This is a genomic window from Arthrobacter sp. Y3225209 (assembly GCF_059090685.1).
The window spans coordinates 14,312-40,027 of the sequence record NZ_JBNHFW010000003.1 but is presented as its reverse complement, the minus strand read 5'-3'; the positions used below and the strand labels follow the sequence as shown (position 1 = coordinate 40,027).

Below are 25,716 nucleotides of genomic sequence, written 5' to 3'. Positions count from 1 at the left end.
TCGCTGGGACTAGGGCAGGACGCCAAGGGGCTCTTCGATCTTCGAGACCTGATGGAAACCAAGCGTGGCAGGAGTCTCCCGCTCGAAGATAGTCACTGCGACCACCAGCTGGTCAGAATTGGGCTTGAGCTCAACAAGCCTTCCCTCGAGGCTAGCGAAGGGACCTTCAAGAATGGTCAATCGTTGACCGATTCTGAAATCCGCATCCTCGTGCCGCTCCTGTCCGGTCTGGAACACTGACGCGGTGCTGGTTCCCCCGAGCTCTGATTTGGCCGGGGCTGGGCCTGGCGTAACGGCGGATTCCCGAGGCGGGTGATCATCGTAGTAATCGTAGAGAACCCCTGACCGGGAAACATGGCGCAACTTGCTAAGCGTTTGCTTTTCGATTTGTCGAATTCGCTCCCGGGTAACCCCGTAGACCCTGCCGATGTCCTCCAACGTCTTCGGCTCCCAATCATTAAGGCCGAACCGCATGGAGATTACGCCGTCTTCTCTTTCTGACAAAGTATCCAGTACAGCGCGCAGTTGTTTCTGGAGAAGGATATAGGTCACCTGGTCTAGCGGTAGAGCTTCCTCAGCGTCATAGATGACATCCTGAAGAGACTCACCATCCTCAGTTAGCCCCGGGACATGGAGATCGAGCGATATTGGCTCGCGGCCGTACTTCTGGACCTCAACGACCTTTTCAGGGGTCATGTCCAGTTTCAGTGCGAGCTCTTCCGGAGCGGGCTCGCGGCCCAGATCCTGAAGCATCTGACGCTGAACGCGGGCCAGCTTGTTGATGACTTCCACCATGTGCACCGGGATACGGATGGTGCGGGCCTGGTCCGCCATGGCACGGGTAATTGCCTGGCGGATCCACCAGGTTGCATAGGTGGAGAACTTGAAGCCCTTGGTGTAGTCGAACTTCTCGACTGCACGGATCAGGCCCAGGTTGCCTTCCTGGATCAGGTCCAGGAACAGCATGCCGCGGCCGGTGTAACGCTTGGCCAGGGAGACCACCAGGCGAAGGTTTGCTTCAAGCAGGTGGTTCTTGGCGCGCTTTCCGTCGTGGGACACCCACTGCAGCTCGCGCTTCAGCTTCGGGTCCATGTCCGGATCAGCGGCCAGCTTTTCCTCGGCGTACAGGCCGGCTTCGATCCGCAGGGCGAGATCGACTTCCTGGTTCTCCGTGAGGAGGGAAACTCTGCCGATTTTGCGCAAATAGTCGCGAACCGGATCGACATTGACGTTTTGGCATTCTTCATCCAAATCAATGATGGCGGTTTTCAGCATTTCCGGCTGGAACCCTGAATTTCCTACGTCGCTCTGGGTGCTGTGACTGGCTGACGAGCCGCAGACGGGTGCTTCTCCTGCTCCCGAGGCCGCGGTAGGTGATTCGACACGCGAATATGCGAGGAATGCAACGAGCCGATCCAGATCCCGTGAGATGTTGAAGTACTCAAGGTGCTTTGCATGGGGAAGGATGCGACCAAGGTGCTCGTCCCCGCGGATGGCGGGGTCCTCGACGGTGTTGTTGGCGTACAAGACGACAAGACGACCATGGCGCCCATCGGCCTTTTTCCGAATGATGCGTCCGAGACGCTGGACCATCTGCCGCTGGCTGCGGTTAGCAGCGACAATTATCCCCAGATCGGCTTCAGGGACGTCGATACCTTCATCCAGTATTCGAGGAGCTGCGAGCACTTGGGAAATGCCGGTGCGGAATTCCTCCATGTTCAAAGCCCGTTCCGCCTTGTCCATTCCGCTGTAGAGGGCGGATGCACGGCAATCGGTTCCATCGAAGATGGATTGCGCTGCGCGGGCGGACGCCTGGGTCTGGGTGAAGATGAGCGTTCCCTTAGAAGCTGCGGCGGTTTCCCGAAGATGGGACATTGCTGCGTTCTTGGCTTCGGTTTCTGCAAGGAGCGCAAGCCTGGCAGACATCGCCTTCATGTACTTGCGGGCCAAGGTGGGTGCCAATCCCAAGTCCTTTGATTCGGCGAGCCTGCCCACCGCGGCTATGAACTCGGCGAAACGACGACGTGTGATGCCTTCATACCGCTCCAACCACCGACCGGCGTCGTTCATCACTTCCGTGTGCTTTTGGTACTCGGCCATTTCAGCGGGTGCCAGATCCACGCCCACCAGAGCAACCACGAAGGGAGAAATCACCTCATCACGCAGGGCGCGGTCGTACCAGAGGGAATAGATCACTCCGCCGAAGAACGGATCAAGCCGTTCGATGTGCGCTCCATCCGTACGTTCGTATGTGGCGGTGAGGCCCAGGCGCCAGGCGAATCCGTCCTGCAGCGCATTTTCGAACATCGGCGATGCATATCGATGGCACTCGTCGGCTATGAGGAGTCCAGCCTTGTGGCTGGCGAGAAGCTCCCTAGTCGCGGCTGAATGGACAATGGCCACTAGTACATCCACTGTTGCCAGTGAGTCCTGCCGTCCGTTCCCGAGGGTGCCCCGCTTGATACGGGGAAGAGCCTGTTTCAAGGAACGAAGCCATTGGTTCTGGAGCTCGGTTGTGGGTACGAGCACGAGTACCTTGAACCCTTTTCGCAGGGCATCTGAGGCAGCTGCGATACCCACACGGGTTTTACCCGCACCCGTTACGGCTTCTACGACGCCTCGCCGCGCCTGGCTCCTCCAAGCATCGATGGCTTCCTGCTGCCAGGTGTATAGGCCCGGGTAGTCGACTGAGGCAGGGAGCTCCTGTCGAGAGGGTCCGCCCTGTTCTTTGCGCGGTAGTGACAGTACCGAACCGCTCATCGCTGATTGGGGCGTGTTTTGCCCTATCCGCGCCTGCCAGTTAAACATGATTCCCCCTAGAAGCACCTGAGCCCAACTGTAATCTTCACCACTGACATTTCCGCTTCGGCGAAACCGGTGTCTTCCTAGAATGGGGTTATGGCAGACTTCATGGACCCAGCTCAACGCAGCGCCCATATGGCCAAAATCAAGTCAAAGAACACCAAACCCGAGCTGCGCCTGCGGAAAGGTCTTCACGCTCTGGGGTACCGGTACCGGCTCCACGACCGGAAGCTGCCGGGAAAACCAGATCTCGTGTTTCCCAGCCGCAAGAAAGTCGTCTTCGTAAATGGGTGCTTCTGGCATGGCCATGACTGTCCCGTGGGATCACGCCTGCCTAAGTCCAACACCGAGTTCTGGCGGGACAAGCGGACGAAGAATCAGGCACGAGAAAAGCGCCAGCTAGCCCAGCTGAACCTACTGGGATGGGAAAGCCTCGTGGTCTGGGAGTGCGACATCAAGGCATCGCAGGGAGTTCCCACCGGGGTGACGGAGTACCTTGATGGGTCAGCCACAGCCCACCGGACCGCGGTATAGGGGGCACGGCACCTCACCGGCCGCGGAGCCCGTCCTGGACTTCTGTCCGTGCCGTACGGCAGAATGGGACGGTGATGAAATATATTGACCTTTTTGCCGGCTGCGGCGGCCTGTCCCTCGGTATCGAACAGGCGGGTGGCGAGCTGGTACTGGCCGTCGAAAAATCCGATATGGCTGCCCGCACCTTCTACCACAATCTGGTAGGCGATGCCTCGGATATTTCGGCCTGGATGCGCCATGTCAACTCATCTGTTAAGGAACAGGCCGCAGCACGTGTAGTAGTACGTGAGCTTTCTGTCCTTCTCAGCGACGAAGAGGTCATGAACAAGATTGCAGCTGTTGGGATCGATCTGGTGGTGGGCGGACCTCCTTGCCAGGGCTTCTCGCTCGCTGGTCGTCGCAACCCGGAAGACGCAAGGAACAAGCTGCCCTGGGAATACCTCCAGTTCGTCGAAAAGGTCCAGCCAAAAGCCGTCGTCATCGAGAACGTCGTCGGTATGAACCAGCGATTCTCCGAAGACCTTGAATCGTCATTCGTGCAGTTGCAGCAGGCCCTCCGTGAAACAGCACCCGGATACGAGGTCCAGGGAGTGCATGTCAATGCCATGCACTACGGCGCACCACAGCACAGGCCCCGGCTCATGATTATCGGCCTTCGTTCCGACATCGCAACAGCAAAGGGAATCAGAACTGACGGCGCCCTTTGGCGGTCCGGGTTCGCCGATGAGGTGGGGACGGTGCCTCCGCTCGCTCCGCAACCGACAGTTACCCGTACATCCCTACGCACTGTCCGTCATGCCGTCACCGATCTCAACGACGGTGAAACAGATCGCGGAAACAATGAATACCTGACTGACCTCAAGCACAAAGAGGACATCTGCAGGTTGCCTCGAAGTGGCCGGGTGCTGAACCATGTCACTCGGAAGCACGCCCCCAAGACCATGCAGCGTTTCCGTCTGTACCAGTACCTAAGCGCAGAGGGCTTGGACCAAAAGGTTGTCTCCAAGGTGTCTTCACTCCCGTTCTCTGATGCACAGCTGTACGCGAAGACCCAGCTAGCAGGAGCGACAATGCCGGCGATGTCCCCGGATGGCTCCCGGCTAGCAAACAACCTGGAAGAACTCGTGGATCTGGTTATCGAGCTGGGCACCAAGAAACACTCACAGAAGGTCCTCGGATGGGACATGCCGGCAAGGACGGTGGTTACCCTCCCGGACGACTACGTCCACCCGGAGAAGCCTCGGATCTTCACGGTGAGGGAGTTGGCGCGTTTTCAAGGATTCCCGGACACTTTTGAGTTTCTGGGCAAGGAGACGACAGGTGCCCAGCGTCGCAAGGTTGAAGTGCCGCAGTATTCACAGGTTGGAAATGCCGTCTCGCCGTGGTTGTCTAATGCGGTCGGACGAAGAATAGCGGAGGTCATGGCCTAATGGCGCCATTGGGGGAATTTACCGAGGTGGAGCGTGCCAATCTCTCCAAGCTCGACGAACTAGGTCTCGAATATGCACTCCTGTCTCCAACGAAGACGGGCCTCAAAAAGTCCATCCTTGATGCCACGTGGGAGTATCGTGCGTTTCTCCACCGGCATGGAATCCATAACTACGGACAGCAGCTAAACGGTCCCGAGCACAAAGTTTCCTTGCCCGCGACAATCTTTGATCCGGCAGGCGAGTTGGTCGAAACCAAAGCCAGCTTGTATCGGTCGGCAAGTCGGGGCGATACCCGCATATGGGTGACAGGGCTCTGTGACTACTGCGCCGAGGGAGACGTCATCGCGACTATCGTCGATGCCGGACGCATGGTCCTGATAAACGTGTCGCGAGGAGTGCTGGAAATCGATACCGCTGCAGACACAGCAAAAACTGGGGGAAATATGCAGGATTCAGTGGATTATTGGGGTGCGCTTCGAGAACTTTGGAGTAGGTCGACGGGCGGGTCCGACGTCGCTGCGCGGCCTTCGGATTCCGTTGATTCCTTCTGGCCTACCGCACCCCGGGCGGCAGGCGTCGATGAAGCAACAGAGTGGTTCAGTGAAGGGCTCCGAAACGGTGGTCTTCCCCGGATGCTCTTCCTCATCGGAGGACCCGGCGCAGGGAAGTCCCATGCGGCAGCGGCAGTGGTATCGGCTTGGCAGGAGTCCAACGCCCGAAACGACGGCCTCGCCCACAGGACTTACGAATACGCAGTCGGCCCTTCCCGTAACAGTCGGCTGGTCGTGATCAACGATGCGACCATCCGGAGCCACGGGCAGGAACACGGTTCGCTTGTCGCCGATGCCTCGAATGCGGCGCGGGAAGGTGCATACCTCCTCGCTTGCGTAAACCGGGGCATCCTTGTCGAAGAATCGACCGGGCGACTCACGGAGTCAGCGGATTCGGAAGCGGGGGCATGCCTCTTGGCATGGCTGCACACCGGAAAATATCCCGAAGGACTGTGGAGGATTTCCCCCAGTATTGGGAAGGACTACCTGAAGGCCGGCACCCTCACAGAAGGCGGTACCCCACGGGCAGAGATCCTGGCCGTCTACCTGGATACCTGTTCCATGATGGAGGCCAGCCCGGAGGTGCAAATAACCCCAGGCGAGACCTCCACTCCTCGAATCCAGGCCAAGGGATACGCCGTTCAGGATTACCTCGAGCGGGCCGCAAAACCACGGGAAACGCCGGCTGGGATTCTATTCTCGGCAGTGGCTGGCATTCTGCAGCAGGCAAAAGAACATAGTGCCGACACAGGCCTGGTAGACCCTATTGCGGCAAACATTGAGGCCCTAGGTCAACCGCGGCTCCGGACGAATCTGATGTCAATCCTGCGAAGTGCCGAGATTGCCTCTAGCCAGCGGATGACCTTCAGGGAATTGTGGGGCGCTATCACTCGGAGCTTCATCGGCGAACTGCCGAGCAGGATATCCCAGGATGAATTAGCATCATTCTTGAGGGAAAACCAGCCGGACGCCACCGCCGATGCGCAATCGCAGTTCGCCTCGTATAGGCGTCTGGCGGAACTCAGGTATACGCAGTCGATCTTCGGCGCTCGAGATCCGTATGAGCCGTTGTCAAATCCCATCACGCGCCTCACACACATCGTCGACCCCACAAAGGACGCTCGCCCCGGCTACTTCGACGGGTCTTGGGATACCGGTTGGGCGACTCCGGTTTCTGACGCCTTTACCGGCTACATGACGGAGGGGTCCCCGATAGCCAGCCTTGAATCAACGCTCCCGAATGAAGACTGCTTCCCAGCGGCCATCACGAGCTTTGACCGGGCCCTTGACGCCAGCTTCGCGGCGTTGGTAGGCGAGCCGACAGTCTCGGATGCTGCACGCTATGACGCCATCTCTTGGTATGGGGATTACCTCACTCGCCTATATGCGGTTGCTAACGGAATCCCCGCTTTCCGGGCCGAAGTCGTCCTGTGGACGCAGACCTGGGATCAGGCGCCGGTAGTACCGGACCAGCTCGACGCCCGGCTTCGAACCTTGCTCCGACCTTCCAGCCGCCCGGGGGAGTACGGAGCGTCATCAATGATCCCGGTTTTCGACAGCCGAACCAACCCCATCCGAGGGACACAGGTCCAACCCAAGCTCACACTCAAGCTCGGGGACATCGCGATGGCAACCGAGGCCGCGTCCGACGCGGTCGTCTTACACCTGTCCGAGCATGCACAACGCGTTGCTTCCATTTCGATGGACTTTTCCCTCATTCGGGAGGCTCTGGCTTCCAACGATGGATATGCGGGGGTTACGGAACTGACCGACGCTACTTCGCCGCGCCTCGAAAGGTTCCGAGCGGCCAGGCTTGTGCCCGCCCAACTCGACGGCGCGCACTACAGCGTGGTCAGCAACGACGAAGAAGCAAACCTGAGCGTGAGGGGCTAGAAGAACATGTCGATCCAACACAAGATGATCCTTCCCCTCCCGCGGCCGCAGTACGTAGCAGTTCCAGAAGCCCTGATCTCCGCGCTTGCTTGGCGGGCATTCGATGTCGAGCTCGACGACGAACCAGTCGGCCTCGTCTACCGTACGGATCCGGGCATAAAGCAACCCAAGACCTTCACCCTCCGGGCAACGGAGCCGGGCTCCAGCGAAAGCTTGGCGGAGTTCGGTGAGGCGCTGAAGGACTCCGGCGTGAGGTCGCAGGTCGCTCCGGAGACGCTTGCCAGGGCCGTGCTGAATAGCGTCGTCGGTGTGCGTGCGGAAAAAAGCGGGAAGCAGCCTGCCACTCCGATAACTCCAGGATTGGCTTTGCTGCAAAACATGCGTGGACTGCAAGGCGCAAAGAATCCGCCCGATCTGGCGGAAATCCTGGAAAGCATGTATCGACTTGGCGGCGGGGCAGAGTCCGCTCGCGGGAGCATGACCGCCCAGTGGCTCCACGCGACCGCGACGCGAATGGAAATTGATAGTCTGCTTCGCGCACTGGATGTGGCTGTCAGCGGCTCGCTGTTGGGGGCTCCCCGCAAGGACGCCCTAGGGGATCCCATGGGCAAGACCGCTGTCCGCCTCGCCGGCAGCAGCGTCCTTGCCGGCACACCGTACTCCTGGCTGGCACGCTCCTGGGACACTCTTACATCCCGCCCATGGGTCGAGGCCCTGCCTGCCCGGGTATGGGTCGACTGGGCCACGACTGTACTTCGGCTGGGGCTGGGCATGGGGTTCCTATGGGAAGCCGCGTGGTATGAAACCATCGCCCGAAAGCTCCTGAGGCAAGAAGGTCCGGCAAAGGGCCAGGACCTCGTGGACTGGGTTGCATCCGAGGTGGGGGAAGTCCTGCCCTGGAAATCCTCACGCTCGATGACATCGGTACGAGACGTTGCGCCGGTTCTCAGCTGGCGGATCCACCGCGGATACAAAATTCGTGGTCTCTTGGACGAAGAGCTCAAGGACTATCCCGAAGGGGAGACCCTCGCGCAGGGCTGGGAGCGCCTGGCCGCCAACGCTGAGCTGCGTTCCGACCTGACCGTGGCCTTAGGCAGCAAGGAAAAAGGTGCCAACAACGCTTGGGAAGCGGTTAAGTATGCGCTGCTGACCCGAGAGGCGACGGGCCCGTCAGCGGACTACTACGGCCTGCTCAGGTCGAACGGCCGATACATGACGGTCGACCCGGGAACCGAGTGGATCGCCGTCGTCGCGAGCCTGGCCTGCGGCGCTCCGGGACAGGAATCCAACGTACGGGACGTCATGGATTCGCTCGCAGAGCTCGGCATGCAACCAGAGCTAAATGACCTGGTCGCCCTCCTTGAGAGGGCCGGCCTCGCCCGTGGGAGCGCGGATGCAGACCAGGCAGTAATTGTACAAAGCGCTTTCTCAGGGGGAACAAAATGACGGAATCGGCTCGGCTATTCGGACGTGTCCTCGGGAGTCTCCTGGCCAACGAGGACGCGTTGACTGCCGCTTACCTTCCGCACGGCGTAAGCGAACGCATGGGCGAAGACATTGTTCGTGCAGCAAACCGGGCCCGGCCCACCACCCCGCCCTACGCGATCCTCGTCACCGCAGGAACGGATAACCTTTCCGATCCTGAATGCCTAAGGCTCACGTCCCAGTCCGCTATCCAATACCGGCAAGGATCCCGACTTGCTGTCGTGGTCGGGCGCCACCCGGACCTCGCCTCATTCATCCAGGCATTCCGCGAAGTGCTTGGACAGGATTTTCCGATCGCACCGGCTGATCGGGTATCACTCTCTGCCATAGCTTCGGAAGCGGTTAACCTAATGCTTTCCGATGCAGGAAAGCTCGATGCCACATACTGGAACAGGGACGCAGCCGTACAACGGTTGGCTTCCTGCCTGAATGATCTCCGCCGTATCCAAGAAAATCTTCGGCAAGGTTCCAAGGCATGGAATGCCCTGTGGCTTGAGAACGCATCGGACGGATTTGACCGTTTACAGTCAATCCTCAAGCACTCCGCCGCACACGAACCAGAGCTGGTTCTGGACGAAGTCTTTGATCGTTACACCTATGCAGCTTTTGGCCTGCCCAAGGCCGCGAAGGCCTCCGGGCTGACCAGCAAGCACGGGGTCCTCGTTGATGCATTGGAACAGTGGTGGTCCGACGAAGACCAGGTTCAAATGACGGTGAAGCAGCTCGATTTCCACCCGGAGACAGCTGGAGAGACGCATCCATTAGGCGGGATGGACTGGGCTGGTTTCGACCAGACGCTAGCCGCGGAAGAGAATACGCTGTCAGCGCTGATCCGCCACGGCAACAATATCCAGTCTGTCCAGGCGCTGGCAGGCTTGACCGAAGGGCAGTTCGTCGACCCGCAGAACACGAAAAAGAAGAAGGGGCAACTGACCCTCCTTTCTGAAGACGGCCACGACCGCGAAATCCCCGCCGGCGGCACGGCCCCCTTCCTCCTCGATAGCTCGGTGTCCGGAGAGCAGGGCGACCTTCAGCTGGTATCAGAAACCGTTCGTATCCTGATCCCCACCCTGACCGCCGTCGATAATGTGGACGGTAGCCACCTCGAGCCAACAGTTCGGGCACCGAAGACACGTTGGGATGGATTCCTTGAACTGGATCCCAAGGGAGACCTGTGGTTCGTCGGTAACCTGATCCGTTCCCTTGGCAACGAGCCCTTCACCCACGTCCCCAAGCCCCTCGTCGTCGGTCTGGAGCTCGGTGCACAGGATTCGCTGGCCGGAAAGGTCGATGACTCTGCTACGTGCAGCGTCATCCTCAAAGGGCCCGACGGGCCCGGATTGATTTACTGGCCAGACAAGGGGAAGGCCGGTCCCGGCAAAATCACACATCTGGGCCAGGGGAAGTTCGACGCCTCCGGGGGCCTAGCTCCTGTCGACGTGCCTTATTCCGCAGAGCTGCAGGACATCAGAAACCCACATCTCGCGGTCATGTGGGACAGCCGAACAACGGAGGTCCTTGTCGAGGGAAAGGAAGCTGCTCCTCTCGACGGGCGGACCAATACGTGGTGGTCCATGCTTCCGATGGGGAATGGGTCAACGGTTTTGATCGGCGATCAGTCTTTCAACCTAACAACCGCACAGCCAAAGACTGCTTTCCAGTCGCCGGTAGTGGCCGCGGTCCAGAATCAAGTGGTTGGACCAGTCAGCGCGGATCACGACGCGCAGAAATCGATCCGTGGCGCGTATGAGTCCTTCCTCTCCGAGGCATTGGACGATGAGAATGCGGACATACTCTTGCGGACCATGGGCCATGTAGCCATTCCTATCGACCGCGAAGCCGATTTCGAAGACCTCTCTCCTGTCCATGGCCTGCTTATGGAAAACAAACTTGGAGCCCTATGGCCCAAGATTTCCGATTTTTCCGTTCCGGCGGACATCGTCCAATCAGCCGAAGCGGATGAGTTGCGTGAAGCCTTCAAGAAGCTAGAGGTAGGAAAAGCGACACGAAGCCGGACAGCGGATGGCGTGGAGTTCCGGGCCTGGCCCTCGCGGTCATCATGGCGACACCTGTGGGAAAGCGTTGAGGGCAAAGCTGCGCTGCGGCGTTATCTTGACGCGTATGCAGCTTTGGTGGAGTTCGCTCGGCAGAGTGGGGATGCGGAGGCAATCTTCTGGGCGACCTATCCATTTAGCATTTCCGCGTGGAAGACGGAAGGTGGGATTGGTTGCCAATCCATTCTCCTGAGCCCGCTCCATCCCGTCCGCCTGGCCTGGGTGGCCGGAGTCGAAAGCACGTTGTGGCACGCGTCTAAGGCTGAGGAACTAGCGGGGACAGTGGAAGGCTGGAATATCCCCCTCATCGGACCGAGGCATAGCGGCAACGGGAAAATGATCGCCGTCCCTACGGACAGCGGAAGCGGCCAAGTTTTCCTTGGTTGGTCGATGCTGGTCGCGGCATCGGTGGACGGTCCGGAACCGCTGGTCGCACCGCGAAAGCTCGGTTCCTACCCCGCACCGGGCAATGCGGCAAGCGGTCTCAACGCTACTGCGGCAGCGGCGGCGCTCAGGAACTATCGGAAAATGAATCCCCACGTTTCCACTTTGACGGTCGATCTCGCCGCCTTAACTCCGACGTCTCGACTTAGCGAAGTCGACGATGCCGTGCTATCTACAGTCAAGGAATGGTCAGCGAAGGCCTCGCTTCAGCTGAGTGGAGGAGCGCGTATCTGGGATTCGTTGAACCGTGGCGGAGAGGCGCCAAGGGAAGCCGTGACCAGGCTCGTCCGGGAATCCGGCGGAGTTCCCCTCACCTGGTCGCGCTATCAGCCGTCAAACGGCACATCCAAGGCATGCAATATTCGTATCCTCCAGGATAGTGGCGTCCGCCTGGAAGTTGGTGTCGGTGGCCAAGGCAACTACGGGGTTATGGGAAGAACCCCCCTGCGCAGGTTGGAGGCATACCTTCCACCTTCTACGGGCGCGAAGAAGACTGAATCACACCCTGCGCTCAGGATCGGAACGGGATGGGAGCCGTTCACACGTGCTCTCATGGCCCTCGAGGGCGCGTCGGTCCAACCCAAGGTCATGTCGAAGCTTTTCAACGCGTTGCTGGTCGACGAGTCGGCGGACTGGACGGTGTCCGGCGAAGCGCTCATGAACCCCAGTGCGATGGCCGAACTCATCAAGACCTCCAGTGGAAGTGCCCAAATGCTTTGGGAATGGCGCCCGCCGTTCTTGGAAAAGTCGCGGGACGTGCCGGCCTTGGAGCGTCGGCCATTTGTTTCCGTGACACGTGTTCCGCAGGGATTCCGCGACCAGATCCGTTCCCTCCTCGCAAAAGCGCTCGGTACCGAACCGTCCGAGAATGCCATCGACGAGCTATTGGGAAAGCTCGGCTCGCGTGGAGTCGGTCTGTCCTCGCTGTTGTCCATGGGCGGCACCCATGCGTCCGGCGCGCTGGGGTTCTACCTGGCATTTGCGCTCATGGATGTGGCAGGATCGGGCGAAACCGAGCAGTTCGTTCTTCCGATAGACGCATGCGACACATTCCTACGCGCTCTCTCAGGAGACGGGGCCAAGGAAACCTCATCCCGACGTGCCGACCTTCTCGTTCTCGGACTGGACGATACCGGCCTTACCCTGACTCCCATCGAGATCAAGTTCTATGGTCTCGGATCGAATGGGAGCAGTAAGAACCTGCCCGGTGCGGGACACTCATCCTTGAACGAAGCCGTCGAGCAGCTTGCGTCGACAATGGAGCTCCTTTCCAAGGTGAAGTCCAGATGGGATGAACTGCGAAACGGCGAGCCGGGGGCAGACAGGGAGCTATGGGCTAATGCCATGGCCACGCTTGTCGAGACTGGTGTCCGCCTTACTCCGAGCCGAAGCGCTAATCCGGATGCGCTTGCCGACAGGCTTCAAAGCGTGGCGCTTGGCGAAATGGACATCCAGCTGGGCAAACCGCTTATCACCTATTTCCTTCATGAAGCGGAAACCCAGTCGGGGGAAGGCTTCGAAACCTTCACCGACCGGGCAACCGGGTTCGGGGAATATGGGGCGCTGGTAGCCAACGCAGGCGTAGCTCTTCGTCAGGTCGAAGACGGGCGGGGCGTCATGAACGAAAAGTGGGCCAGTTTGCTGAAGTGGTCCGCTACGCAGGACGCCAACACGAACGGCAACCAAACGAGTATGGTCCACCTTGTGGACCCGGATAATGGGACCGTGGAAGTAGTGCGGGACCCCGACGATTCCATCCGAGCTGACGCTGTAACGACGCTCGATGACGATCGGGCGCCTGTGGAGGGACTCCCGCCTGTTGTTGATGTGGAGCCGGAGCCGGAGCCCGTCAGCGAGATGGTGCCACAGACAGAGACAGCCACGGAACGTTTTAGGGAGGGTATCCGCCGCGAGGGCGTAAAGTTCCCGGTCGGCCGGGTGCTCAACTCGATCGGCGACAAGGAAGCCGTCTTTTGGCCGGGCAACACTGCCCTGAACCAAATGAACGTTGGCGTAGTTGGCGATCTAGGAACGGGCAAGACACAGCTGCTCAAAGCGCTCATTACGCAGCTGCGGTCCCAGGGCGCCGGTACCCAGGAAACCCCCGTGTCCACCTTGATTTTCGACTACAAGAGGGACTTTCAGGATGAAGAGTTCCTGGAAGTGGTTGGTGGCCGGGTCCTGCGCCCGCAGGGCATCCCGCTCAACATCTTTGCCCTGCCCAATGGCTATACAAAACTCGCGGCTTATCAGCGGGCAACTGCCTTCACCGACATTCTGGCAAAAATCTATTCCGGTGTCGGACCGGTTCAGCGTGAGCGGCTCGTTACCGTCATAACCAGACTCTACGCAGACCAGAACGGGCGGCCGCCTACGTTGTCCCAGATCCTCGATGAATACCGCGAAGTAACCGGCACGGCGGACTCTGTCACGAGTATGTTGAGCACGTTCGTCCTGGGCGAGATATTCAGTGACGATCCGGACAATCTCGTTCCCTTTGGCGACTTGCTGGAAGACACTGTCCTCGTAGTCACGCTCAGCGATCTGGGTGCTGATCAGAACGCGAAAAATGCACTTGTAGTGCTCTTCCTCAACATGTACTACGACTACAAGCTGCAGAGTGAAAAGTGGCCGTATGCGACCTCGGAGTCGGGTGAGCAGCTGCGTCGGCTGAATTCATTCCTCCTTGTCGACGAAGCAGTCAACATCATGAAGTACGACTTCCCTGTGCTCATGGACATCATGCTTCAGGGCCGCGAGTTCGGCTTCGGGGTTATCCTGGCTTCCCAGTACCTCTCCCACTTCAAGAACTCGCATACCAACTACGGCGAACCGTTGCTAACCTGGTTTATCCACAAGGTGCCCAATGTGACACCGAAGGAACTAGAGCAGCTTGGCTTTAGCGGGATGCCCAAGGAAACGGCGGAGCGGATCACAAACTTGAAGGTCCATGAAGCGCTATATAAGTCCTTGGATTTCCCGGGGGTATTCGTGAGGGGAACTCCGTTTTATGAACTAGGCAAATAGCAGCAGCGAAGGTGGGAGGGCGCAGAAGGCTTCCTCCCACCTTCATTGGTTTAACGCTCGCTCCTGCCGAATACTCTTTCGATAATATTGCCCAGTTCCAAGGCGGTTGACTGATCGAGCTGGACGGTTTGGCTTACCTTTGGATCGCTCTGTCGATAATCCGATCCATAAGTAGCAATATGTAGGAGCGGTTGGCCGTTCGAGTTATGAAGAATTTGGTAGGTGGCATCCACTTCGGAATCGTGCGGCCTTACGTTGGAGGTTCCTTTTTCAAGTTTTCGTATGAGAGCCATCAATGCATCATAGGGGAAAAGCGTGGATGTCAAATGATTTAGCGTGCCGTTGAGGACGATGCCGATGCGGGACCCGCCCTCGTGACGCGCTCGGATTATGCTCGTGCAGGTGTTCCTGGGCGACGGTGAGCATACCGCCGGTTCCTGCCGTCGGGTCGTAGATGCTGCGGACGACGCCAGGCTTGGTAAGGACTTCGCTGTCGTAGTTCAGCAGAAGCTTGACCATCAGCTGGATGACCTCACGCGGGGTGAAGTGCTCGCCTGCGGTCTCGTGGATGATTCTGCGAAGCGGCGGATGAGCTCCTCGAACATGAGGCCCATCTCGGTGTTGTGATGGTGTCCGGGTGGAGATCGATCGTGTCGAAGGCCTTGGTTACGTGGTAGAGCAAGTCAGCGGCATCCAGCTTCTCGAGCGTGTTGTAGAACTCGACGCGTTCGAAGATGTCGCGGGTGTTATTCGAGAAGCCCTGGATGTAGTTCTCGATGTTGGCTTTTTTGTTGCTGGAGTCATTCAGCAGACGGTCAAAATTGAAGGGCGACGTGTTGAAGAAGCTGTACCCGGAGGTCTTCTGCAGGAAGGTGTCTAGCGGGATGTTCAGGTCCTTCTTCGCCCCGGCTGAGGCTCGAGGACGGCGCCCATCCCCAATTCGCCTCCCCGCCCCGCCGTCTGGAAGGATGCTGGTAAGCCTGCTGATAAAGGAGTTCCCGATGCCTTCCCCCGCCCCCGCCGCCGCACAAGGGCCCGCCTCCGCCTACGGCGTGCACTCCGAGGTCGGGAAACTCCGCAAGGTCCTGGTCTGCGCCCCCGGCCTGGCCCACGAACGGCTCACCCCCACCAACCGGGAAGACCTCCTCTTCGACGACGTGATGTGGGTGGAGAACGCCCAGCGCGACCACGCCGACTTCGTCACCAAAATGACAGACCACGGCGTCGACGTCGTCGAACTCCACGACCTGCTCGGCGCCACCATGGACATTCCCGAGGCTAGGGCCTGGCTGCTGGACCGCAAGATCATCGCCAACCGGGTCGGCCTCGGCCTGGTCCCCGGCACCCGGGCCTTCCTGGATTCCCTCACCGGCGCGGAGCTGGCGCGCTTCCTCATCGGCGGGCTCACGACGTCGGACCTCCCGGTGGACTACCTCAGTGGCTATGTGGGCCTGGTCCGGGAATCCACCGGCCGGCCCGAGTACCTGCTGCCGCCGCTGCCCAACACCCTCTACACCCGCGACACCACCTGCTGGATCGGCTCCGGGCTGACCCTGAACCCGCTGTACTGGCCGGCCCGGCACGACGAGACCCTGCTGATGCAGGCCATCTACCGGTTCCACCCGGATTACACCGGCTCGAAAATCTGGTGGGGCGACGCGGAAAAGGACTGGAGCCAGGCCACCCTGGAGGGCGGCGACGTCATGCCGGTGGGCAACGGCACCGTGCTGCTGGGCATGGGGGAGCGGACCTCCCGGCAGGCCATCACCCAACTGGCGCAGGCCCTGTTCCAGGACGAAGCGGCGGAACGGATCGTCGTCGCCGGCATGCCCAAGCTGCGCGCCGCGATGCACCTGGACACCGTATTCACCTTCGCGGACCGGGACCTGGCCACCATCCACCCGGCCATCGTGGACGGCATCCACCCCTTCACCATCCACCCCTCGGACAAGGCCCCCGGCCTGGAGGTCCGCGACCACCGGGACCGCCGCTTCGTGGACGTGGTCGCCGAGGCCATGGGTTACAAAAAACTGCGCCTGGTGGAGACCGCCGGGGACTACCACGCCACCGAACGCCAGCAGTGGGACAGCGCGAACAATGCCGTCGCCCTGGAAGCGGGCGTGGTGTTCACCTATGACCGCAACACCCAGACCAACGCTGCGCTGCGCAACGCGGGCGTGGAGGTCATCCCGATCGTCGGCGCGGAGCTGGGCCGCGGCCGCGGCGGCGGGCACTGCATGACCTGCCCGATCATCCGGGATCCGCTCGACTAACGACGACGGCGGCGGGCCGGACGCGGCGTCGGCCGGCCGCCGATTCGGAGCCAGCCGTCTCCCTCTGAGAGGATTGTGGTGAGCCGCTGACGGAGGAGTTCCCCGCAGGAAGCGGTCGGTTTCTCCATCTAAGCGGTGTTGCCTTAGTGGCCGCTACATCCGATTGGAAAAGAACCGTGTCTAATGCGCCTGCTTCGGGGGACAAAACCCCAGCGGCCAAACTCTCGCTGCTGACCCTCACCACTGTGGTGATCGGGTCCATGGTCGGGGCCGGGGTGTTTTCCCTGCCCCAGCGCTTCGCCGAGGAAACCGGGGTGTGGGGTGCGCTGGTCGCCTGGCTGATTGCGGGGTCCGGCATGCTGATGCTGGCTTTCGTGTTCCAGCGGCTGTCCATGCGCAAGCCGGCGCTTGATGCGGGGGTCTTCGCCTACGCCAAGGCCGGCTTCGGAAATTACGTGGGGTTCTTCTCCGCAGCGGGGTACTGGGCCAGTGCCTGTGTTGGAAACGTCACCTACTGGGTGCTCACCATGTCCACGCTGGGAGCCCTGTTTCCGCAGCTGGGTGCAGGGGACACCCTCCTCGCCGTCCTGCTGTCCTCGGCCGGGCTGTGGGGATTCTTCTTCCTGATCAGGCGCGGCATCAGGGAAGCCACGGCCATAAACCGGATAGTCACGATAGCCAAGGTTGTTCCCATCCTGGTCTTTGTGCTCTTTGCTGTCTTCCTGTTCGACCCCGCCGTCTTCGCGGGAAACCTTACCGGGGCGGACTCTACGGGGCCGCTGTTCGAGCAGGTGAGCAACACGATGCTGGTAACGGTCTTCGTGTTCCTCGGTGTTGAAGGTGCCAGCGTGTATTCGCGCCATGCCCGACGGCGGGAGGACGTTGGCCGGGCCACCATCCTCGGCTTTCTGAGCGTTTTTGCCATCTTTGCCTCGGTCACGATCGTTTCCTACGGCGTCCTGCCGATGGAACAGCTCGCCGAGCTGCGCCAACCGTCCATGGCGGGTGTCCTGGAAGCGGGGGTGGGGACTTGGGGGCTGGTGTTCGTCAGCGCAGGCCTGATCATTTCGGTGATGGGCGCTTACCTGGCCTGGAGCCTGATGGCAGCGGAGGTTCTGTATGTGGCCGCCCGGGAGAAGGACATGCCGCGGTTCCTGTCCCGGGTCAGTGATGACGACGTTCCGGTCAACGCCCTGCTGCTGAGCACCCTGCTCAGCCAACTGGTCATGGTCATCACCTACTTCTCCGAGGACGCCTTCAACTTCGCCCTGGACATGACCGCGGTCCTGACGTTGTTTTCCCTCTTTTTCGCGGCCCTCTACGCCCTCAAGCTGGGCTGGACCGGCGAAACATATGAAGGAGCCCCGAGCCGCATTCGAAGGGGCGACCTGGCCATTGCCCTCATTGCCACCATTTACTCGGTGTTCCTGGTCTACGCCGCCGGCCTGCCCCTGGTGCTGCTTTCGATGATCTTCTACGCTCCCGCCACCGTCCTGTTTGTGATCGCGCGCCGTGAACAAGGCAAACGCGTCTTCCGGGGAGGGGAGCTGGTTCTTTTCCTTATTACATTGGCAGGAGCCGTCGCATGCGTGCTCGCCCTGGCCCGGGGCTGGATAGAGCTCTAGGGGATCCGCTGGACTGACGACGACGGCGGGTCACTGGCTGGCCCGGGCCGAGAGGTTCCGCCAATGAAGGACCACCGCAATAACGATTAGGGGCACGTGGATGGCCGGGAGGTTTCGAGCCAGCCAGCGCGGTAAATAGATGTCGGTGACCGAGCCCGTACTGTCGCCGAGGTCGCGTGCCACCGCTGTCAAAGGGCAGTGGAATCCGTTGCCGGCGAAGACCAGGGTCTCCGCCGCAACCACCGCGGCCGCGATCCCCGCCCTCCGGTCAGACTGCCTTCGGAACCCGGCGTACAGGACGTAGAGCATGCAGGCCTCAATGGTGAACCACAAAAACGTGTGAAGAGCCTTTACCGCCCTAAGCAGTGCGCTGCGCCGGTCCATGCCCCATTATTGCTGCGCGCCGGCCGGAAAGTGAGCCCCGCAACCAGACGCGGATCCCTTCACCGGCCGTGATGGTGGATGAGGCACTACAGCGGGACCTGCCCGGAAGCCCCGTAGAATCGACCGATGCCCGAAACCTTGCAGCCCGCCACGTCCGCCGCGCCGCACCACACCACCGCCTCCACCCGCCTGGCCCGGATCGTCACCGAGGCTTCCGCCCCGGCGGTCCTCGTGGGCATCCTCCTGCTGCTGCAGCCCCTGCTCACCCCGGACGTGACCTGGCTGCAGGGCATCACGGCGGCACTGTTCACCGTAGGGCTGCCCTTCGCCGGGATCCTGGTGCTGAAGCGGCGCGGCAAAGTGACCGACCATCACGTGGGTGTGCGGACCCAGCGGGCACCGATCCTGGCCGCCTCTGCGGTTTCGATGGGCATCGGCGCCCTGCTCCTGGTGCTGCTGGATGCCCCCGCGGCGATGTTCGGCGAAATCGGCGGCGTGTTCATCGGCATGATGCTGTGCCTGGCAGCGAACCTGGTGTGGAAGCTGTCCGTGCATTCCGCCGTCGCCGCCTACGTCGGGCTGGCGCTGCTCGCACCCATCCCCACACTCGGTGCGGCGCTGGCCCTGCTGCTGGCTTCGGCCACGGGCTGGTCCCGCGTGAAGCTCGGCGACCACACGCCCACCCAGGTCCTCGCCGGACACATCGCCGGCTGCCTGGCCTTCACCCTCGCCCTGCTGCTGCCCTAAGCCCCGCCGAAGCATCCCCGGATTGCGATAAAGTCAGGACAGTCTCTTCACACCAAGCCAGCACGAAAAGTGTGAAAAACAACGATGGGGAAAGAATGACAATGCGTTTCGGGAAGTCCGCCGGGGAACGGGCCACCTCAAAAGCAGTGGTCGACGCCCTCAACCTGGGCGAGCACGTCACCTTCGATGACCTGCTCGCCGCCGTCACCAAGACACACGGCAAACCCATCGAACTGCGGGACATTGACTCCGCCGTCATCCCCTCCGTCACCGGCCTCTGGATTGAAAAGGACAAAAAGTCCATCATCCTGCTGCCCTCCGGCGACAATAAACTGCACCGCACGCACGCGGCGTGCCACGAATTCGGCCACATCCTGCTGCGCCACCAGGGCTGTGGCGGCGTGGAAACCACCATGCCCTCCCTGTTCCAGCACATCGGCAGCCGCAAGGGCATCCGCCGGATGCTCGCCCGGTCCCTGACCTGGAACGAGACCGAACGCGCCGCCGAACAGGTGGCCTACCTGCTCTCCCTGACCCTGCTGCCCAAGGAACCCGAGAGCCCCAGCAGCTTTGAACGGACGTTCCTGTGATCACCCTGCAGATGCTGCCGGCCGCTGCTCTCTGGACGCTCGTGGTCATCCGGCTGATCGGCCTGCGCTTCGGCTGGAAGCCCGGCATCCTGCCCGGCATCGCCGCCGTTGCCACCGGCGCAACCCTGAACATTGACCAGGTCTACCTCTACGTTGATTCCCTGCTGGGGGAGCGGAACCTGCTCAACCTGATCGTGCACCTGATCATGGGCGCCGGCATGACCGAACTGTGCCGGCTGCTGCTCAAGGCCACCGGCAGGACGGACGACGACGGCGGGCGGCACATCCGGGTACTGGTCGGCCTGGGTATTGTCCTCGCGGTGATCCAGACGACCCTGCTGCTGGTGTCCGACACCCCGGGCTCCGCCACCAACTTCACCGACGCCTTCGCGTCCATCCCCACGATCGCCCCCTACCAGGCCAGCTTCTTCGCCTGGATCGGCGTGGTGCTCGGCTACACCGGCATCGAATGCCTGCGCCGGGACAAGGCAGGGGAATCCCGGGAATTCGGCATCGGCGTGCGCATCCTCAGTGCCGGCTGCCTCGCCGGCGTGGGCGCCGTGGCGGTGAAGATGCTGCTGATCGGGATGGAGTTCTTCGGCATGCAGGCGCCCTTTGGCCTCTACATCGGCTACCGCATCCTCATGGCGCTGACCATGCTCGGCTTCGCCGTCGGGTTCGCGGTGCCGTCCTACGCGCGGATGAAAACCGCCGCCGCCGCCCGTCGTCGTCGTGCCGAGGACCTGGACGCCCTGCGGCCCATCGTGCGCCGCCTGATGACGACCTGCGAAGGCACCCGGGCGCTGGAAGCAGCCAACGTGTCCCTCGCCGCCCGCACCTCCAAGACCCAGCTCTACCGCTGGTTCATCCTCATCGGCGACATCCGGGTCCTGGAACCCGGGCTGCTCTCGCCGGAGGAGACCCGCATTGTTGATCAGATAGGCAGAAGAATTGAAGACACTGGAACACCGGCCCGCCGCGCAGCGCTCTCCGGCGGCTAGCTGGTACTCCAAGATCCTGCCGCCGGCCCTGGTGCTGGCGGTCCTTATCATCGCGGCCGGCATCGAGGCCGGGCTGCGGCTGCCGGGCGTGCTCCTGCTGCTGGTCGGCATAGTGGTGGTGCCCGGGGCGATCTACAAGGGCACCAAGGGATGGTTCCGGCGACGCGGAATCTCGGACCGGTGGCGGGCCGCGATAGTGGCTGCGCTGATGCTGGCCGGCGCCGTGGTCTGTTACCTGCTGCCCGTGGCCCCGCCGGTGCCGCAAACGGTGACCGGGCTGCTGCTCGGCAACCTGGGCCTGGTGTTTTTCCGCCGCTGGCTCAACGTCTCGGCGCATGTGTCCGTGCTGACCTTCGGCGTGCTCTGGATGATGGCGACCTACGGGGCCGGCTGGGCATGGCTGTTGATATTATCGCCGTTGATGATCCTCAGCCGGGTGTCCCTCGGCGAACACAGCCTGCGGGAGGCGCTGTCCGGCGCCGCCCTGGGACTGGCAACCTTCTGCTGCTTCCTTGCAGTGATGACTTGGAGCTGACACGTGAACGATTTTGATCTTCCCCCGGAGCGCACTGCGGGCCTTCGGCGCGCCGAAACGCTGGCCCGGAAGATCAACCTCCTGCTGGACGTCATCATGTCCGAGTCCGGCAAGCCCTTTGACTACCCGGCCATCCGGGACGGGGCGCAGAAGGCCGGCTACTACCTCTCCCGCACCCGCTGGTCACTGCTGAAATCCGGCAAGGAGCAGGTGGTCCCCGACGAAGCGCTGCGGGCCATTGCCGCCGTTTTCGATGTGGACCCGGACTACCTGCTGCTGGAGGACGGCAACCTGCCCGAACGGGTGGAGGCCGAGCTGGAACTGCTGCGCAGCATGCGCCGGGCCGAGGTGCGCAACTTCGCTGCCCGTGCCCTGGGCCCGGTGGACCCGGAGGCATTGAAGGCCATTGCGAAGATCCTGGACGAGAGCGACTAAGCCTCCTCTTCCGAATAGTTACATCCGCGAGAAACTTTGACGCCCCGTAAAGGGCAGTGGTACGCTCACAAACACGTTTCACACATGTGTGAGACGTGTTTGATAACTCGATAAACGCTGGACGGGGCAATCCTGGTCCGGGGATGTTTGTGCACCGTGACTGGGGGGTCACCGCCGAATCTCTCCGCCGCAGGAGTTCCGCTGGTTTCCGGTTGGTGGCTCGGTCCTTGATCGGGAGTGAATCAGCGGGGCGTGCCCCGTACGGCGTTTGTTGCGGATCGGATCAGGTGCCTCGGCGCCCCCGAGTCCGGATCATCCGCTGCCTGTGGGGGGACAGTGCGTGATGACAACAGAAGCCAGCGGATACCGTCCGCTGGCTTCGCTGTTTTCCGGCGGCAACTACCGCGAGCTGAAGGCCGCATCAAAGGCAGCGTCCGGCGGATCCATCGCCAGCGACTTCACAAAGGCCAGCGCCTCCGGGGCGCCGACCAGCCGGTCCATCCCGGCGTCCTCCCATTCCACGGAGATGGGCCCCTCGTAGCCGATGCTGTTGAGCATCCGGAAGGCGTCCTCCCACGGCACGTCGCCGTGCCCGGTGGAAACGAAGTCCCAGCCGCGCCGCGGGTCGGCCCAGGCCAGGTGCGAGCCGAGCCGGCCGTTGCGCCCGTTGGACATGCGCTTCTTCGTGTCCTTGCAGTCCACGTGGTAGATCCGGTCGGCAAAGTCCCAGAGGAAGCTGACCGGATCCAGGTCCTGCCAGACAAAGTGGCTGGGGTCCCAGTTCAGGCCGAAGGCCGGACGGTGCCCGATGGCTTCCATCGCCCGCTGCGTAGTCCAGTAGTCGTAGGCAATTTCGCTGGGATGCACCTCGTGCGCAAACCGAACGCCTACCTCGTCAAACACGTCCAGGATGGGGTTCCAGCGGTCCGCGAAGTCCCGGTAGCCGGCGTCGATCGCTTCGGCGGATACGGGAGGGAACATCGCCACGTATTTCCAGATCGAGGAACCGGTGAAGCCCACCACGGTCTTCACCCCCAGGGCGGCGGCGAGCCGGGCGGTGTGCTTCATTTCCTCGGCGGCCCGCTGCCGGACACCCTCCGGCTCCCCGTCGCCCCAGACCTGGTCCGGCAGGATGTCCCGGTGCCGCTGGTCAATCGGGTCATCGCAGACTGCCTGGCCCTTGAGGTGGTTGGAGATGGCATAAACCTTCAGATGGTACTTCTCCAGGATGTCGCGGCGGCTCTGCACGTACTCTTCGTCATCCCACCGCCACGGGTCCAAATGATCGCCCCAACAGGCGATCTCCAGGCCGTCGTAGCCCCACTCCGAGGCAAGGCGGGCTACTTCCTCCAGCGGCAGGTCGGCCCACTGGCCGGTAAACAGGGTGACAGGACGGGGCATGGCTGGCTCCTTCGGGACGGGGATTATCGACGGTGACTAACTGGGTCAGGCGACAGGCGTCCAAACACTGGACTTGCCTGCGCTGCGGGATACGGCGTCCAGCACTTCCTGGACCTGCAGGCCGTCAGCGAACGACGGCGACGGGTCGGTTCCGGCGGCGACGGCCTCAACAAAGTCCTTCGCCTGGTGCACAAAACCGTGCTCGTAGCCCAGCGAATGTCCGGCCGGCCACCAGGCCTCCATGTAGGGATGGGTGGGTTCGGTGACCATGATCCGGGTGAAGCCCTGCCGGTCAGCCGGAGCGGTGTAGTCATAGAACTCCAGGAAGTTCAGGTCCTCCAGGTCGAAGCTGAGCGCCCCGCGGGTGCCGGAGATTTCCACCCGCAGTGCGTTCTTGCGCCCGGTGGCCATCCGGCTGGCTTCGAAACTGCCCAGCACCCCCGTGTCGAAGCGTCCGGTGAACAGCGCGACGTCGTCCACGGTCACCGGCCCGCGCTCTTGGCTGCTGCCGGCCGTCCCGCCCAGCCCGCCGCCGCGTGCCTTCCCGCCGGGGGAGTCTGTGGCGTCGTCTGTTGCAGCGGCGGGGGAGTCCGCAGGGATCGGACGGGTGGGAACCAGGGTTTCCATGGTGCCGCTGACCTCGGACAGCCGGAGCCCGGTGATGTACTGGGCCAGGTCCACGGCGTGGGCGGCCAGGTCTCCGAGCACGCCGGAGCCGGCCTGTTCCTGCTGCAGCCGCCAGGTCAGCGGGGCGTCCTCGTCCACCAGCCAGTCCTGCAGGTAGACCGCCCGTACCTGGCGTACGTCGCCGACGGCCCCGGCGGCCACGAGGTTCCGGGCATGGGTGGTGGCGGGCAGCCGGCGGTAGGTGAATCCCACCATCGCCCGCGCACCGGAGGAGGTCCGGGCCACCGCAGCTGCCTCGGCCATGGCACGTGCCTCTTCGGCCGTGTTGGCCAGCGGTTTTTCGCACAGCACGTGTTTGCCTGCCTGCAGCGCCGCAATGGCGATCTCCGCGTGCGAGGCACCGGGGGTGACAATGTCGATCACGTCGATGTCCTCCCGCGCCACTGCCTCGCGCCAGTCGGTGGCAGTTTCCGCCCAGCCCCATTTCGCGGCGGCAGCGGCGGTGCGGCCGGCATCCCGGCCCACCAGCAGCGTGGGCTCCGGCTGCAGCGGCAGGTCAAAGAACCGCGGTGCCACCCGCCAGGCCTGTGAATGGGCGGCACCCATAAAACCGTGCCCGATCATGGCCACTTTCAGGGGCTTGTTCTCCTGCATGGATTTCCTCTTTCCGGGCCGTACGGGTGCGGCTGGGTAGTGCTGGATAGTGCGGCCGACGGCGGGACGCGTGTGTCGGTGCGTCCCGCCGTCGGGCTCCCCGGGTTTGGCCGGGACCAGGCCGCGTCACGAATCGAACGGCATGATTCGAACGGTCAAGACTCGAACGGTCAGGATTCGAACGCGGTGGGCAGGTACTGCTCCACGTTCTCCGAGGTCACCACCGGGGCGTTGAGCACCACCCGGTTGGGTACTTCGATTTCCACCAGATCGCTCATCGCCTTGTCCTGCACCAGCAGCCGGGCCAGCCGGATGCCGTCCGCGGCCTGGGTGTGCGGATAGATGATGGTGGCCTGCATAACGCCGTCGCCGGACTGGATCTCGCGCATGGCGTTGGCCGAGCCTGCGCCGCCCACCATGATGAACTCGTCGCGTCCGGCGGCGTCGATGGCGGCCAGGACGCCGATGCCCTGATCGTCGTCGTGGTTCCACAGGGCATCGATTTCGGGTGCGGCGGAGAGCAGCTGGGATGCTGCGGCCTCGCCGCCCTGGACGGTGAAGTCCGCGGCCACCCGGTTGCTGACCTCAAGCCCGCAGCCGGCCAGGGCGTCCTCGAAGCCCTGGCTGCGGTCCTGGGTGAGCGGCAGCGAGTCGATGCCGGCGATCTCCGCCACAACGGCGTCGGGGTTATCGCCCACCTGCTCACAGATATAGGTGCCTGCGCTGACGCCCATGCCGTAGTTATCGCCCAGCACGGTGGCGCGGGCGGCAAACGGGCTGGAGAACTCCCGGTCCACGTTGATCACCGGAATCCCTGCCTCCATGGCCCGCGTGGCGACGTCGGTCAGGGCGGCGCCGTCCGTCGGCAGGAGGACAATCGCGTCCACCTGGTCATTGATGAACTGTTCCACCTGGCTGATCTGGAGGTTGGCGTCATTGGTGCCCTCCGCCACGCGCAGGTCAATGTCCGGGTATTTCTCGGCCTCCGCCAGGGCCGCCGAGTTGATGGCGCCCAGCCAGCCGTGGTCTGCCGCGGGGCCGGAGAACCCGATGACGGCGGTTTCGCCCTCAGCCTGGTTGCCCTCGGCCGAGTTGTTGGTTGGTTCGCTGTTGCTTTCATCGCCGCTGGTACATCCGGTGAGGACCAGCGCGCCAGCGGCAATACACGCCGCGGTGGCCGCGAACTGCCTCCTGCCCGTCATGCGTCCATGCATGGTGTTCTCC

At 62.1% G+C, this 25,716-nt stretch carries 19 protein-coding genes; 12 read left to right on the top strand and 7 right to left on the bottom strand.

The annotated features are described in order from the left end of the window. Nucleotides 1-9: 9 nt before the first annotated feature. Nucleotides 10-2,760, bottom strand: a complete 2,751-nt coding sequence (locus tag AC5RVB_RS03050) for an RNA polymerase sigma factor (protein ID WP_494142017.1) — start codon at nucleotides 2,758-2,760, stop codon at nucleotides 10-12. A gap of 138 nt (nucleotides 2,761-2,898) precedes the next feature. Here AC5RVB_RS03050 and AC5RVB_RS03045 point away from each other — a divergent pair, with 138 nt between their 5' ends. The 5 genes from AC5RVB_RS03045 to AC5RVB_RS03025 all read left to right on the top strand — a co-directional run bounded on the left by AC5RVB_RS03045 (nucleotide 2,899) and on the right by AC5RVB_RS03025 (nucleotide 14,220). After that, nucleotides 2,899-3,336: a very short patch repair endonuclease gene (locus tag AC5RVB_RS03045; RefSeq protein WP_494141919.1), complete on the top strand. Its 438-nt coding sequence runs from the start codon at nucleotides 2,899-2,901 to the stop codon at nucleotides 3,334-3,336. Nucleotides 3,337-3,410: 74 nt separating this feature from the next. Further along, nucleotides 3,411-4,766 carry a DNA cytosine methyltransferase gene (locus tag AC5RVB_RS03040; RefSeq protein ID WP_494142016.1) on the top strand — a complete coding sequence of 452 codons (1,356 nt, stop codon included), beginning with the start codon at nucleotides 3,411-3,413 and terminating at the stop codon, nucleotides 4,764-4,766. Further along, nucleotides 4,766-7,210 (top strand): hypothetical protein, encoded by a 2,445-nt coding sequence (locus AC5RVB_RS03035; protein WP_494141918.1) that lies wholly within the window; start codon nucleotides 4,766-4,768, stop codon nucleotides 7,208-7,210. The genes AC5RVB_RS03040 and AC5RVB_RS03035 overlap by 1 nt, the downstream gene beginning before the upstream one ends. Nucleotides 7,211-7,216: 6 nt before the next feature. Continuing rightward, nucleotides 7,217-8,656 carry a hypothetical protein gene (locus AC5RVB_RS03030; protein WP_494141917.1) on the top strand — a complete coding sequence of 480 codons (1,440 nt, stop codon included), beginning with the start codon at nucleotides 7,217-7,219 and terminating at the stop codon, nucleotides 8,654-8,656. 98 nt (nucleotides 8,657-8,754) lie between these two features. After that, nucleotides 8,755-14,220: an ATP-binding protein gene (locus AC5RVB_RS03025; protein WP_494141916.1), complete on the top strand. Its 5,466-nt coding sequence runs from the start codon at nucleotides 8,755-8,757 to the stop codon at nucleotides 14,218-14,220. A 300-nt stretch (nucleotides 14,221-14,520) separates the two neighbouring features. Here AC5RVB_RS03025 and AC5RVB_RS03020 read toward each other — a convergent pair whose 3' ends face one another. Further along, the gene (locus AC5RVB_RS03020) at nucleotides 14,521-14,739 is read right to left on the bottom strand and encodes an N-6 DNA methylase (protein ID WP_494141915.1); all 219 of its coding nucleotides are present in this window, start codon (nucleotides 14,737-14,739) and stop codon (nucleotides 14,521-14,523) included. 13 nt (nucleotides 14,740-14,752) lie between these two features. Beyond that, nucleotides 14,753-15,088 carry a type I restriction-modification system subunit M N-terminal domain-containing protein gene (locus AC5RVB_RS03015; protein WP_494142015.1) on the bottom strand — a complete coding sequence of 112 codons (336 nt, stop codon included), beginning with the start codon at nucleotides 15,086-15,088 and terminating at the stop codon, nucleotides 14,753-14,755. A 133-nt stretch (nucleotides 15,089-15,221) separates the two neighbouring features. Between AC5RVB_RS03015 and AC5RVB_RS03010 the strand changes: the two genes are divergently transcribed. Both AC5RVB_RS03010 and AC5RVB_RS03005 read left to right on the top strand, forming a co-directional pair. Beyond that, nucleotides 15,222-16,493, top strand: a complete 1,272-nt coding sequence (locus AC5RVB_RS03010; RefSeq protein WP_494141914.1) for an arginine deiminase — start codon at nucleotides 15,222-15,224, stop codon at nucleotides 16,491-16,493. 176 nt (nucleotides 16,494-16,669) lie between these two features. Beyond that, nucleotides 16,670-18,118 (top strand): basic amino acid/polyamine antiporter, encoded by a 1,449-nt coding sequence (locus tag AC5RVB_RS03005; RefSeq protein WP_494141913.1) that lies wholly within the window; start codon nucleotides 16,670-16,672, stop codon nucleotides 18,116-18,118. A gap of 30 nt (nucleotides 18,119-18,148) precedes the next feature. Here AC5RVB_RS03005 and AC5RVB_RS03000 read toward each other — a convergent pair whose 3' ends face one another. Beyond that, nucleotides 18,149-18,502, bottom strand: coding sequence for a hypothetical protein (locus AC5RVB_RS03000; protein WP_494141912.1), 354 nt, complete (start codon nucleotides 18,500-18,502; stop codon nucleotides 18,149-18,151). Between the two features lie 126 nt (nucleotides 18,503-18,628). Between AC5RVB_RS03000 and AC5RVB_RS02995 the strand changes: the two genes are divergently transcribed. The 5 genes from AC5RVB_RS02995 (at nucleotide 18,629) to AC5RVB_RS02975 (ending at nucleotide 21,810) form a co-directional block, all read left to right on the top strand. Beyond that, nucleotides 18,629-19,249 (top strand): phosphatase PAP2 family protein, encoded by a 621-nt coding sequence (locus AC5RVB_RS02995; RefSeq protein WP_494141911.1) that lies wholly within the window; start codon nucleotides 18,629-18,631, stop codon nucleotides 19,247-19,249. Nucleotides 19,250-19,350: 101 nt separating this feature from the next. Beyond that, on the top strand, nucleotides 19,351-19,839 hold the full coding sequence (locus AC5RVB_RS02990) for a hypothetical protein (protein WP_494141910.1): 489 nt from the start codon (nucleotides 19,351-19,353) through the stop codon (nucleotides 19,837-19,839). Then, nucleotides 19,836-20,840, top strand: coding sequence for a hypothetical protein (locus tag AC5RVB_RS02985; RefSeq protein WP_227905378.1), 1,005 nt, complete (start codon nucleotides 19,836-19,838; stop codon nucleotides 20,838-20,840). Before AC5RVB_RS02990 ends, AC5RVB_RS02985 begins: the two co-directional genes overlap by 4 nt. Then, a complete protein-coding gene (locus AC5RVB_RS02980) occupies nucleotides 20,791-21,375 on the top strand; it encodes a hypothetical protein (RefSeq protein WP_494141909.1) in 585 nt (194 codons plus the stop codon). The genes AC5RVB_RS02985 and AC5RVB_RS02980 overlap by 50 nt, the downstream gene beginning before the upstream one ends. A 3-nt stretch (nucleotides 21,376-21,378) precedes the next feature. Further along, nucleotides 21,379-21,810, top strand: coding sequence for a hypothetical protein (locus AC5RVB_RS02975; protein ID WP_227905372.1), 432 nt, complete (start codon nucleotides 21,379-21,381; stop codon nucleotides 21,808-21,810). Between the two features lie 399 nt (nucleotides 21,811-22,209). Here the strand turns inward: AC5RVB_RS02975 and AC5RVB_RS02970 are convergent, their stop codons facing one another. The 3 genes from AC5RVB_RS02970 to AC5RVB_RS02960 form a co-directional block, all read right to left on the bottom strand. Continuing rightward, nucleotides 22,210-23,211, bottom strand: a complete 1,002-nt coding sequence (locus AC5RVB_RS02970; protein ID WP_290245567.1) for a sugar phosphate isomerase/epimerase family protein — start codon at nucleotides 23,209-23,211, stop codon at nucleotides 22,210-22,212. 45 nt (nucleotides 23,212-23,256) lie between these two features. Beyond that, the gene (locus tag AC5RVB_RS02965; protein WP_494142014.1) at nucleotides 23,257-24,462 is read right to left on the bottom strand and encodes a Gfo/Idh/MocA family protein; all 1,206 of its coding nucleotides are present in this window, start codon (nucleotides 24,460-24,462) and stop codon (nucleotides 23,257-23,259) included. 200 nt (nucleotides 24,463-24,662) lie between these two features. Then, complete coding sequence (locus tag AC5RVB_RS02960; RefSeq protein ID WP_423723784.1) at nucleotides 24,663-25,706, bottom strand: substrate-binding domain-containing protein; 1,044 nt, start codon at nucleotides 25,704-25,706, stop codon at nucleotides 24,663-24,665. Nucleotides 25,707-25,716: the final 10 nt, after the last annotated feature.

Coding starts and splice junctions, on each gene's coding strand:
- AC5RVB_RS02995 (WP_494141911.1), top strand. CDS start 18,629: ATGCCCGAAACCTTGCAGCCCGCCACGTCCGCCGCGCCGCACCACACC.
- AC5RVB_RS03000 (WP_494141912.1), bottom strand. CDS start 18,502: ATGGACCGGCGCAGCGCACTGCTTAGGGCGGTAAAGGCTCTTCACACG.
- AC5RVB_RS03040 (WP_494142016.1), top strand. CDS start 3,411: ATGAAATATATTGACCTTTTTGCCGGCTGCGGCGGCCTGTCCCTCGGT.
- AC5RVB_RS02990 (WP_494141910.1), top strand. CDS start 19,351: ATGCGTTTCGGGAAGTCCGCCGGGGAACGGGCCACCTCAAAAGCAGTG.
- AC5RVB_RS03025 (WP_494141916.1), top strand. CDS start 8,755: ATGGGCGAAGACATTGTTCGTGCAGCAAACCGGGCCCGGCCCACCACC.
- AC5RVB_RS03030 (WP_494141917.1), top strand. CDS start 7,217: ATGTCGATCCAACACAAGATGATCCTTCCCCTCCCGCGGCCGCAGTAC.
- AC5RVB_RS02960 (WP_423723784.1), bottom strand. CDS start 25,706: ATGCATGGACGCATGACGGGCAGGAGGCAGTTCGCGGCCACCGCGGCG.
- AC5RVB_RS03035 (WP_494141918.1), top strand. CDS start 4,766: ATGGCGCCATTGGGGGAATTTACCGAGGTGGAGCGTGCCAATCTCTCC.
- AC5RVB_RS03020 (WP_494141915.1), bottom strand. CDS start 14,739: ATGGTCAAGCTTCTGCTGAACTACGACAGCGAAGTCCTTACCAAGCCT.
- AC5RVB_RS02970 (WP_290245567.1), bottom strand. CDS start 23,211: ATGCCCCGTCCTGTCACCCTGTTTACCGGCCAGTGGGCCGACCTGCCG.
- AC5RVB_RS03050 (WP_494142017.1), bottom strand. CDS start 2,760: ATGAGCGGTTCGGTACTGTCACTACCGCGCAAAGAACAGGGCGGACCC.
- AC5RVB_RS02965 (WP_494142014.1), bottom strand. CDS start 24,462: ATGATCGGGCACGGTTTTATGGGTGCCGCCCATTCACAGGCCTGGCGG.
- AC5RVB_RS03010 (WP_494141914.1), top strand. CDS start 15,222: ATGCCTTCCCCCGCCCCCGCCGCCGCACAAGGGCCCGCCTCCGCCTAC.
- AC5RVB_RS03045 (WP_494141919.1), top strand. CDS start 2,899: ATGGCAGACTTCATGGACCCAGCTCAACGCAGCGCCCATATGGCCAAA.